The 11161-nt window shown below is 38.2% G+C and carries 11 protein-coding genes and 2 pseudogenes; 9 read left to right on the forward strand and 4 right to left on the reverse strand.

Features of this window, described 5'->3' with window-relative positions:
* The first annotated feature begins 22 nt into the window (after window positions 1-22).
* From tyrS to QT76_RS00580, 4 genes are read left to right on the forward strand one after another with little or no spacing between them, the layout of a single operon-like run.
* Complete coding sequence (gene tyrS, locus QT76_RS00565) at window positions 23-1231, forward strand: tyrosine--tRNA ligase (RefSeq protein WP_033616124.1); 1209 nt, start codon at window positions 23-25, stop codon at window positions 1229-1231.
* 16 nt (window positions 1232-1247) lie between these two features.
* A complete protein-coding gene (gene fabX / locus QT76_RS00570) occupies window positions 1248-2339 on the forward strand; it encodes a decanoate oxidase/trans-2-decenoyl-[acyl-carrier protein] isomerase FabX (RefSeq protein WP_000255243.1) in 1092 nt (363 codons plus the stop codon).
* A 6-nt stretch (window positions 2340-2345) separates the two neighbouring features.
* Entirely contained in the window at window positions 2346-3662 is a 1317-nt protein-coding gene (locus QT76_RS00575; protein ID WP_033616125.1) for an N-acetylmuramoyl-L-alanine amidase family protein, read from the forward strand.
* A gap of 18 nt (window positions 3663-3680) precedes the next feature.
* Entirely contained in the window at window positions 3681-4418 is a 738-nt protein-coding gene (locus QT76_RS00580; RefSeq protein WP_033616126.1) for a hypothetical protein, read from the forward strand.
* Between the two features lie 86 nt (window positions 4419-4504).
* On the opposite strand, the gene flhB is transcribed toward QT76_RS00580, so the two are convergent.
* Window positions 4505-5581, reverse strand: coding sequence for a flagellar biosynthesis protein FlhB (gene flhB / locus QT76_RS00585; protein ID WP_033616127.1), 1077 nt, complete (start codon window positions 5579-5581; stop codon window positions 4505-4507).
* On the reverse strand, window positions 5574-6179 hold the full coding sequence (gene mobA / locus QT76_RS00590; protein WP_033616128.1) for a molybdenum cofactor guanylyltransferase MobA: 606 nt from the start codon (window positions 6177-6179) through the stop codon (window positions 5574-5576). Before mobA ends, flhB begins: the two co-directional genes overlap by 8 nt.
* Window positions 6180-6266: 87 nt before the next feature.
* On the opposite strand from mobA, the gene moaA reads away from it, so the two are divergent.
* The 5 genes and pseudogenes from moaA to QT76_RS00620 all read left to right on the forward strand — a co-directional run bounded on the left by moaA (window position 6267) and on the right by QT76_RS00620 (window position 9615).
* Window positions 6267-7232: a GTP 3',8-cyclase MoaA gene (gene moaA / locus QT76_RS00595; RefSeq protein ID WP_033616129.1), complete on the forward strand. Its 966-nt coding sequence runs from the start codon at window positions 6267-6269 to the stop codon at window positions 7230-7232.
* 466 nt (window positions 7233-7698) lie between these two features.
* Window positions 7699-7944 (forward strand): annotated as a pseudogene (locus QT76_RS08695) (hypothetical protein); the annotation flags it as partial.
* 10 nt (window positions 7945-7954) lie between these two features.
* On the forward strand, window positions 7955-8263 hold the full coding sequence (locus QT76_RS00605; RefSeq protein ID WP_033616131.1) for a hypothetical protein: 309 nt from the start codon (window positions 7955-7957) through the stop codon (window positions 8261-8263).
* Window positions 8264-8407: 144 nt separating this feature from the next.
* A pseudogene (locus QT76_RS07870) lies at window positions 8408-9234 on the forward strand (sortase).
* Between the two features lie 60 nt (window positions 9235-9294).
* Complete coding sequence (locus tag QT76_RS00620; RefSeq protein WP_033616134.1) at window positions 9295-9615, forward strand: YkgJ family cysteine cluster protein; 321 nt, start codon at window positions 9295-9297, stop codon at window positions 9613-9615.
* 8 nt (window positions 9616-9623) lie between these two features.
* On the opposite strand, the gene ftsY is transcribed toward QT76_RS00620, so the two are convergent.
* Complete coding sequence (gene ftsY, locus QT76_RS00625) at window positions 9624-10505, reverse strand: signal recognition particle-docking protein FtsY (protein ID WP_033616135.1); 882 nt, start codon at window positions 10503-10505, stop codon at window positions 9624-9626.
* A 5-nt stretch (window positions 10506-10510) separates the two neighbouring features.
* Window positions 10511-11068 (reverse strand): hypothetical protein, encoded by a 558-nt coding sequence (locus tag QT76_RS00630; RefSeq protein WP_033616136.1) that lies wholly within the window; start codon window positions 11066-11068, stop codon window positions 10511-10513.
* Between the last annotated feature and the right edge of the window lie 93 nt (window positions 11069-11161).

An 11161-nucleotide genomic window follows, 5' to 3' on the forward strand; every position in this document is an offset into this window, starting at 1 on the left:
AAGCCCTAATTAAGGAATAAACATGGAACAAAAAATCAGTACCGCCTTAAAAGAGATCAAAAGAGGCGCTAATGAAATCATTGGATTAGAATATATTGAGAAGCTGGTGAGGAAATATTATGAAACCAATGAACGCTTTATCGTTAAAGCCGGGTTTGATCCTACCGCTCCCGATTTGCATTTAGGACATACGGTATTGATCCAAAAATTAGCTTTATTGCAGCAATATGGGGCTAGGGTCAAGTTTTTGATTGGGGATTTTACCGCTATGATAGGCGATCCTACAGGGAAAAATGAAACGAGAAAACCCTTAAACCGGGAGCAAGTCTTAGAAAACGCTAAAACTTATGAAGAGCAGATCTATAAAATTTTAGATCAACAACACACCGAAGTGTGCTTTAATTCCGCTTGGTTGGATACTTTAGGCGCAAAGGGCATGATAGAATTGTGCGCGAAGTTTTCAGTCGCTAGAATGCTAGAAAGGGACGATTTCACTAATCGCTATAAAGAAAATCGCCCCATTAGCATCGTGGAATTTTTATACCCTTTGTTGCAGGGCTATGATTCAGTAGCGATGGATGCGGATATTGAGCTTGGGGGCAATGATCAAAAGTTTAATTTGCTAGTGGGGCGTTTTTTGCAACGGGCTTATGGCTTGAATAAAGAGCAGTCTGTCATTACCATGCCTTTATTAGAGGGGCTTGATGGGGTGCAAAAAATGAGTAAAAGCTTGGGGAATTATGTGGGGATCACTGAAGAGCCTAATGCGATGTTTGGGAAGATCATGAGCGTGAGCGATGATCTTATGTGGCGCTATTACACCCTTTTGAGCGCTAAGACTTTAGAAGAAATTGAAGACTTAAAACATGGTATTTTAAACCAAACCCTGCACCCTAAAGCCGTTAAAGAAGATCTCGCTGGTGAAATCGTGGCTCGTTATTATGATAATGAACAAGCGATTAAGGCTAAAGAGCAATTTTCTAAAGTGTTTAGCACAAACCTTTTGCCCGAAATTTTATCAGAGAGCGATTTTGATGAAGGGGTTGGGGTTTTAGATGTTTTAAAACAGATTGGCTTTTGCCCATCCACTTCACAAGCCAGGCGCGATATTCAAGGGGGAGGGGTAAAGATTAATCAAGAAGTGATAAAAGATGAGAGTTATCGTTTTGTTAAAGGAAATTATGTTATACAGCTTGGTAAGAAAAGATTTATGAAATTAAATATTAACTAATATTAAGGAAAGAGCTATGGTATCAACACTCAAACCGCTAAAAATCGGTAAGCACACCATAAAATTCCCTATCTTTCAAGGGGGAATGGGTGTGGGGATTAGCTGGGATGAACTAGCTGGAAATGTTGCCAAAGAAGGGGCTTTAGGAGTGATTTCAGCCGTAGGGACTGGTTATTATAAAAACATGCGTTTTGTAGAAAGGATTGTGGCTAAAAAACCCTTTGAAGCCTTGAATTTTTACTCCAAAAAAGCGTTGAATGAGATTTTTGCAAACGCTAGGAAGATTTGCGGGAACAACCCTTTAGGAGCGAATATTTTATACGCTATCAATGACTATGGCCGTGTTTTAAGGGACTCTTGTGAAGCAGGAGCGAACATTATTATTACAGGGGCTGGTTTGCCCACCAACATGCCTGAATTCGCTAAGGATTTTAGCGATGTGGCACTCATCCCTATTATTTCTTCAGCGAAGGCTTTAAAAATCCTTTGTAAAAGATGGAGCGATCGCTATAAAAGAATCCCGGACGCATTCATTGTAGAGGGGCCTTTGAGTGGGGGGCATCAGGGCTTTAAATACGAAGATTGTTTCAAAGAAGAATTCCGATTAGAAAACTTAGTGCCTAAAGTCGTGGAAGCTTCTAAAGAATGGGGGAATATCCCTATCATCGCCGCTGGGGGGATTTGGGACAGGAAAGATATAGACACCATGTTAAGCCTTGGAGCGAGTGGGGTGCAAATGGCGACTCGTTTTTTAGGCACGAAAGAATGCGACGCTAAAGCGTATGCCGATCTTTTGCCCACGCTCAAAAAAGAAGATATTTTACTCATTAAATCGCCTGTAGGCTATCCGGCTAGGGCTATTAACACGGGGGTGATCAAGCGCATTGAAGAGGGTAACGCGCCTAAAATCGCATGCGTGAGCAATTGTGTAGCGCCTTGTAACAGGGGTGAAGAGGCTAAAAAAGTGGGCTATTGTATCGCTGATGGCTTGGGGCGCAGTTATTTAGGAAACAGAGAAGAGGGGCTTTATTTTACCGGGGCTAATGGCTATAGAGTGGATAAGATTATCAGCGTGCATGAATTGATCAAAGAGCTTACAGAGGGTTAATTTGTAGTGCTTGTGAGGTTAGGGGTTGTTGCATGTCTTTTTTGGTTGCATTTTGCTTGTGCTACAACCCTTAAAATTACCAACATTGTGCCTTTTGGCTCTAGCAGTGTTAAAATTGTGTTCAATCAAGAAGTTAAAAAATTCAAAGAAGTTTCGCTCAAAAATTTTAAGAGTTATTTGGAATTAGAAGCGATTCTAACCATTCCTAAAAAGCATTACCAATTTTCCAAGCAATCTTTTATCACGATCGCGCAATTCAGCCCTAAATTGGCGCGAGTGGTTATCGGCTACGCTCCTAAGATGACTTATGAAGTCAAAATCCTTAAAGACAAGCTCTATGTTTCTATCGTGGAGAAAAAGCCCTTAATTAGGCATCAAATGGTGTTAAAACCACCCAAACACCATGCACTCAAACACACAACGCCAAAACCCGCCCCTAAGCCCATTAAAAAAGAGGCTAAAAAGTCTAAAGATACTAAAGAGAAAACGCCAACTAAGCATGCGCGCTCAAAACACGCACATTTTCCATTGAACGAAAGGAGCGCTAAAAAAGAAATTCTTAAAAAAGAAGCAGAAAATGAGAGCAAGAACCAAGTTTTTATAGCAGAAAAAAATGATGCTTTCATCAAAACCAAGCGCAAAAAACACAAAAAGATCGTTTTAGACGCCGGGCATGGGGGGAAAGATTGCGGGGCGATGAGCGCGAATTTAGTGTGTGAAAAAGACATTGTTTTAGAAGTGGTGAAGTTTTTATACAAAGAGCTTAAAAAAAGAGGCTATAGCGTTTTATTGACAAGGGATAAGGACGTTTATATTGATTTAGTGGGGCGCACGGAATTAGCCAATAGAAAAAGCGCGGATTTATTCATCTCAGTGCATGCCAATTCCGTCCCCAAGCGCTCCACTTCTAACGCCCATGGCATAGAGACTTATTTTTTATCCACCGCAAGGAGTGAAAGGGCTAGGAAAGTGGCTGAGCAAGAAAATAAAGACGATGTGAATTTGATGGATTATTTTTCTAAAAGTTTATTTTTAAATTCATTGAACACGCAGCGATTGATTGTCTCTAACAAACTGGCGATTGATGTGCAATACGGCATGCTCCAAAGTGTTCGCAAAAATTACCCTGATGTGGTGGATGGGGGTGTTAGGGAGGGGCCTTTTTGGGTGTTAGCCGGGGCTTTAATGCCTTCAATTTTAATAGAAATTGGTTATAATTCCCATGCGATAGAATCTAAACGCATCCAAAGCAAACCGTATCAAAAGATCTTGGCTAAGGGCATTGCTGATGGCATTGATAGTTTCTTCAGCAAGAATGATTAGGCAATGATTAGGTTGTAGATGAATTTTTATCAAAAAATATACACGCATAAAGTCGTTTTTTCTTCATTATTTTTTTTGTTGTTTTTGTTCAATGTGGAAACTTTGTTGTTTTCGCATTTTAGCAATGATTTTTCGCAATTGTTTTTTTTGTTTGAAAACCATGTTTATGATTTCATTGTCAAATTAGATTACTTGGGGTTAATAGGCGTTTCTTTAATTTATCTGCTTGTGCTTATTCTAAAGCCTTTCACCCTCACGCGCCAAAAATGCGCTTGCGTAGGGATATTATGCCTTTCTTTCTACGCTTGGAATTTTCCTGTTAAACATTCTTTAATCGTGCTTTATCTTTTCTATTTTGCGCTGTTAGCGACTTTATTGTGGCGTTTTTTAGGGGCTAGCATGAAGCAATCTTTCTTGCCCTCTATGAATATTTGCATCGTGTGGATTTTTGCTTCTTCTTTACAGAGTTTTAGGTTTTTAAGTGTGTCTGATTGCGTGGATTTTTCCCTTTTTACACTCGCTCTTATTTTATTGATACTGGTTTTAATCTATCATAAACGCCTTTTTGGGTTGTATGAATACGCTAACACGCTTATTTTGATTGTGGGGCTTAGCGTGGTGGTGCTATGCTCTAGCATGTTCATTCAAACTAAAGAATACTATGGCATGCGATTGGGTTTTTACTTTTTAGGCTTGTTAGGGTGGCTTTTAGAATACATCCATAACACTTTAAGGCGTTTGGAGCATCAAATTTAAAGCTCAAGTAGGGATAGCTAAAGTTTTTTGGTTGAGTGTCTTTGATTGAGTGTCTTTTTGGGGCTTAAAAGCGGGTTTAAAAAATCTTAAAGAGGTTTAATGATCTTTTGTTTTTGGCGTTCTTGCTCTAATTTAGCCACTTGAGCAAAGACTATCGCCACCGCTTCAAACAATTCTTCTGGTATGGCAGCGTTTAATTTCACATCCCTATAAAGCTCTCTAGCGAGCGTTTTATTTTCTATAATTTCTATATCATGCTCTCTGGCGATGCCCTTAATCCTAATAGCTAAATAATCCGTGCCTTTAGCCACCACCACAGGCACAGGGTGTTCTTCATCAAATTTGAGAGCGACGGCATAATGGGTGGGGTTAGTAACCACGACATTGGCTTTAGGGATTTCTTGCATCATTTTATTCGTGGCGTTTTTTACCATCATTTGGCGGATTTTGGCTTTGATTTCTGGGTTCCCTTCTTGCTGTTTGTATTCGTCTTTAACTTCTTGTTTAGTCATTTTTAAAGAGTTAGTGTATTGGCGGCGCTTGATCACTAAATCCACAAAAGCCAAGACAAAAAATAAAAATAAAAGCGAAGAAATGAGCCATAACGCCTTGCTTTTAAACCACAACAACTGGCCTTGCAGATTCAAAAGAGCCGCATGGTTTAATTCCCCTAAAAATAAGGAAAAAATGAAAAACCCCAGGAAAAAAGCTAAAAAAACTTTTAAAGTGATCAAGCTCCCATCAAGGAGCTTTTTTAAAGAAAAAAGGTTTTTGACGCCATTGATAGGGTTGATTTTAGAAAATTTAGGCTCAATGACTTTAGGGGCAAAGAGCCAGCCAAATTGCAAGACATTAGATAAAAACGCCACCACCATTAGAATGATTAAAATCGGTAAAAGCAATAAAAAAGTGTCTTTAGCCAGTTGGTTAAACAGCTCTTGAACGCTTTCTTTGCTAAAATCTAGGGAAAAATCTTTCAACACATGGCGATACATCTCGCTAAAGCCATCCACCCACCAGATAAAAAAAACAAAAATACTCATTAGCCCGGCTAATAACCCCAAAACCCCCACCACTTCCATGCTCTTAGGCACATTGCCTTCTTCTCTGGCTTTTTGGATTTTTTTCGCGCTAGGGAGTTCGGTTTTTTCTTCTTCAGCCATTTGATTTCTCTTTTAAAATTTGAACGGCTAATTCATAGTCTTTTAAGGTGTTGAGGTTTAAAAATTCTTCTTCTTTATCAAAATGGATAGCGGTTGAAGAGGTATTTTTCACAAGATCGCTCAAGCGATAATTTTGCGTTTTAAGAGCGTAAAAAAGAGCGTTAAGGGTATTTTGATGCCACAAAGAAATCAAATAATGTTCTTTTGTGGGGCTTTTAGCATAGACTACGCTAAAGTTTTGAATCCCACAAAGGGTTTTAATGCTTTCAAAGGACACTAAAGGTGCATCTATAGGGATAAAAAAAATATAAGGGGTTTGTAGCGTTAAAAAAGCGTTATAAATGCCAAAAAGGGGTGAAAAAAGACCGCTCTCTTTTTCTAAAAGATAGGGAGCGTTTAATTCATACGATTTCTTAGCGCTGATAATGACTTTTTTGAAAAGTTTTAAAAGGCGCGAGTATTGGTATTCTAAAAGGCTAGAATACGATTTTAAAGGCATGAGAGCCTTATTGATTGGAACGTTATTGATGATGAAACGAGAGCTTTTGCCCCCAGCCAGTAAAACGCAAGGAATGTTATCAATGATAGGGTTTTTCAAAAGATTTGTCCTTGTTTAATGTTGTTAAGTTATGGTTTATTATGTTACACTAAAAGCTTAAATAAAAGGGCATAAGGGATAAAGGGAGTGTTAGTAGATAGTTTTAATAGGGTTATTGACTATATTAGGGTTTCTGTAACCAAACAATGCAATTTCAGGTGTCAGTATTGCATGCCTGCTACGCCATTAGATTTTTTTGATGATGAAGAATTATTGCCTTTGGATAATGTTTTAGAATTTCTTAAAATCGCCATTGATGAGGGCGTTAAAAAAATTAGAATCACGGGTGGGGAGCCGCTATTACGCAAGGGTTTAGACGAATTTATCGCTAAACTGCACGCCTACAATAAGGAAGTAGCGTTAGTTTTAAGCACTAATGGTTTTTTACTCAAAAAAATGGCTAAGGATTTAAAGAATGCCGGGTTATCCCGAGTGAATGTTTCATTGGATTCTTTAAAAAGCGATAGGGTTTTAAAAATCTCTCAAAAAGACGCTCTTAAAAACACGCTAGAAGGGATTGAAGAGTCCTTAAAAGTGGGTTTAAAACTCAAATTAAACACGGTTGTGATAAAAAGCGTTAATGATGATGAAATCTTAGAACTTTTAGAATACGCAAAAAACAAGCATATACAAATCCGCTACATTGAATTTATGGAAAATACGCATGCTAAAAGTTTGGTTAAAGGCTTGAAAGAGGAAGAAATTTTAGATTTGATCGCTCAAAAATACAAAATCATTGAAACAGAAAAACCCAAACAAGGGTCTTCTAAAATCTACACGCTAGAAAATGGCTATCAATTTGGCATTATCGCTCCGCATAGCGATGATTTTTGCCAATCTTGCAATCGTATCCGCTTGGCTTCTGATGGCAAGATCTGCCCATGCTTATACTATCAAGACGCCATAAACGCTAAAGAGGCGATCATCAATAAAGATACAAAAATGATGAAAAGGCTTTTAAAACAATCCATCATCAATAAACCAGAAAAAAACATGTGGAATGATAAAAACAGCGAAACTCCCACAAGGGCGTTTTACTACACAGGGGGGTAGGGGCGTAAAATATTTATTATTTTAAACCTTTTTATAAAAATAAGGCGGTTTGTTTAGGATTTTTGGTTATAGTGGCTAGGATCAAACAATAAGGAGTGCCTTATGGAAAAAGTCCTAGCGTTTTTTATCCCTAGCATTTTTAGTCCTAGTCTTTTTATTTCTAGCTTTTCTGGGGGGGGGGGGGGTTACTTATAAGCCTACCCTAAACCTTTTAAAATCCCCCAAATTTCTCGCTTTTTTTAAATCTCACCTATTAACACCGCTAAAGAGAGGGTAATTCATGTTAGAAAACATGCAAAATATTTCGTTACAAAGCTCTCATGAAGCAGGGGTGGATATTACAGAGAGCAAAATGCTTATAAAATTTGCACCATTATTATTGATGAATTTATATGAATATGTTGGAAATGGCAAGGATTCCAAAGAAGCGTTCGATCAAGCCATGAAGGATGCAAAGGATGTGGTGCTTATCAAGCTGTTAGAGGTGTATCAAAATCAATTTAAGGAGGTGTTTGAGCGATATTTTCATGAAACTACCAAGTTTTTCAATCAGAGTTTTGACGAGCTTTGGAGAGCAAGTTATACAGGGGATGCGGATTTGGCCATAGGAGTCAATAATAAGATTCAAGAAAGACTAGGTCAAAAGCCCTTGTTTAATAATACCCAAGAATTTTTGGAACTCATGAATAATGGTGGAAAAATAGAAATTTAAAGGAGAAATCATGGAAGAACAAAAAGATATGGGTCAAAGTGTGATCTTAACCAAAGTGCTGAAGTCGTTAGAAAGTGGTGGTTCTTTCAGTCAAAGAGATCGTGAGAAATTCGCACAAGCCGCTAGAACGCATGGGATTGAAGATGGCGTTATTGAAGAAATTATTGATATTGGTCAAACGCTCAGCCTTATCTACCGCCATGAAGATCTTATTGATGCAAGCGATTTATCAAGAGAACAAAAGAAAGCCGTGTTATCTGAGCTTCAAAAAAGCATTGATGAAAATCTAGAAGCTTTAAGAAATATCATAAACACATAAAGGATAAAACATGCCATTGCCATTTATTATAGCAGCTGGAGTGGCCCTAGCGGCAGCAGGATACGGAGTTAAAAAAAAGTTGATGCAGACATTCTCAGCGAAGAGACCAATGAATATATTAAGTATATCAATGAAGGCAATGATTTGCTAGAGGAAGCAGAAGAAGTTATTAAAGCTGTGGCTTCTGATTGCGAGTTTGCTCTTGCGAGATTTGAAGAGAAAAAGTGCTATATTAGAAATCAAGTAATTTCAGAATTTTCGCATCATTTTAATCAATTAAAAGGATTTGAACTTAGCAACAAAAAAGATAGCATGGAAAATATCCAACTCTCTGTGTGTCAGATACACTAAAAATTATTGATAAAAATCTCAAGATGAGTTCTTTTGATACCTTTGGTGTTGTTGGAAATGCTGTGGGAAATTTCTCTGTGGGATTTGGTTTGGCTACTGGAGGTATAGTTGGAAGTATGGGGCTTTTAGCCGGACCCGCACTCGCTATTTTTGGAGCTTTGAGAGCCGCTGAAATGGAAAAAAAGCTAGAAAATGCTAAGGCTCGCTACGAAGAGATCAGAGTGAGATTTGAGGAAGCGGTTGTGATGATTGATCAGTTTCAAGCTATTGAAAAAATGGCGATGTATTTCACTAGGCAGATCACAAAATTTGACGCACTGTTTTTCTCGCTTTCTCAAGAAGCAATCGCTACGATGAAAAAGCATAACTATGATGTTTCACATTACAATCAAAAAGAAAAAGATCAACTCAGCGTTACCGTTTCAACCCTTATGACTTTGAGCGCTTTTTTGAAAGTGCCTATCATGGACGAACACCAAAAGCTTAACGAAAAAGCAAAAAACGCACTCATTCTCATGCGAGATCAGACGGATAGCTTAGAAAATGGGCATTATAGCTTGCGTGATATTAGTTTTAGGCAGGCACAGCTTGAAATTCTAAGAGACGATAAGACTTCTTAAGACTGCGGGGCTTTAAAAGAGGAAAAAAGGGCGTGAAAGAGAGGGTATAAAGAAGCGAGCATGGAAGAATCAAAAAAGCAAACAACCCTTAATCGTTTCCCTTGCACCTCTTGCGGGCTGTGCTGTAAAAATATCGCTGGGATTATTGAGCTTATTGGGTTTGATGCTGGCAATGGGGTGTGCAAGTTTTTGGATTCAGAAACCAATCTGTGCAAGATTTATGAATCGCACCCGTTAATTTGCAGGGTTGATGAAGCGTGCAAAAAGCTTTATTCCCACATTCCGCTTAAGGAGTTTTATGCCAAAAACGCAGAGATTTGTAACGCTTTGCAAGAAGCAAACCATATAAATAAGAGCTTCAGGGTTATTCTTAAGAAATAATTTAGAATTTATTGCTCCACAAACACCGCATCAACCAAGTCTGCTATAAAGCGTTCTTCATCAAAAGCGATCAAATCGTCTTCTTTTTCGCCCATTCCTAAATAAAGAATGGGTAATTTCAACTCATACAGCACGCTTAAAATCGCTCCACCCTTAGAAGTGCCATCAAGCTTAGTCATGATCACGCCGTCTAACGCCAAAGTCTCATGGAAAATTTTCGCTTGCGTGAGCCCAGAACTCCCTTGCGTGCCGTCTAAAATAAGGAATTTATAAAAGGGGGCGTCTTTTAAAACTTTAGAGCAGGTGCGCGCGATTTTAGAAAGCTCGTTTTTAAGGTTGGTTTGGTTGTGCAGCCTCCCGGCGGTGTCTATAAAAACTTCATCTATATTTTTAGCGATCGCGCTTTCTATGGTGTTATAAGCTAGAGAGCTTGGATCGCTCCCTTCTTTAGCGCTAATGACTTGAATGTTAAGTTTTTCGCCCCATAACTGCAGCTGTTTGACTGCGGCCGCTCTAAAAGTATCGCCTGCCCCTAAAAGCGCTTTTTTATGCTGTTTTAAAGAGAGCTTGGCTAATTTAGCGATCGTTGTGGTTTTACCCGCCCCATTAACCCCCACGATCAAATGCACTAAGGGTTTTGTGGTGATAGTCTTTAGGCGGGTTTTATCATAATAGCTTTCCCCACGCACAAAACGCAATAAAGCGACTTCTAATTGCTTGGGCGTAACTAAATCGCCTAAATGCTTTAACAAGCTTTCTATCAAATCGTATTGGATGTCAAAGCCAATCAAAATTTCTTCTAATTCCTCCTTAGAAACGCTTTGGCGCTTTTTTTCTTTAGCCTCTTCACCTTTAATTTTATTGACAATTTTTTTGAAAAAATTAAACATAATTTTTAATCCTTTAAGTGGGAAATATCAAATTGGAGCATTTCTATTGGCACGATCCCCTGATACATTTTAATCAATTGGTGTTTGTGATATAAGAGCATGTTAAAAGAATGGTTTAAAGCGTCATACTTTAAATGATCAAAAAGAGCGGTATCTTTAGGGTTTAAAATCATCAAATCAGCTTGAGAACGCGCGCTAAAGTCTTTGATTGCATCGCTTGAATAGGGTTTATTGAGTAAAATAAGCACCCTCAAACGATCTTTAAAAGTTTTTTTTAAGATGTTAAAGCTGGGGGCGTAATCTTTTAAAGAATTATCTAAAGCGCTTAAAACTAATAGGGTAGGGGTGTTGGAATCCGGGCTGATGTTTAGGGAATCTAAATCGCCCATAATCGTGTATTCTTGGTTATTCAAATCCATAGCGGTGTAGATTTTAGGGCTATTTTCTTGTGGGGTATTGTTTTGAGAATCTTGAGATTTTTGGGAATTTTTACAAGCGCTAAAACCCAACAAAACAATCAAAACCAGCGCGATAAAACGCAAAAAATAAGCCTTAATTCTCATTATAGACACATCCTTAAGAATAATAAAATGGTAACTAATAACCTAAAATTATACTATAATGTAAGTCTAAAATTTAAGGATTATAACCATTAA

Origin of the sequence: Helicobacter pylori SA37A, from assembly GCF_000476015.1 — a bacterium.
In the GTDB taxonomy this organism is placed as follows: Bacteria; Campylobacterota; Campylobacteria; order Campylobacterales; family Helicobacteraceae; genus Helicobacter; species Helicobacter pylori_DB.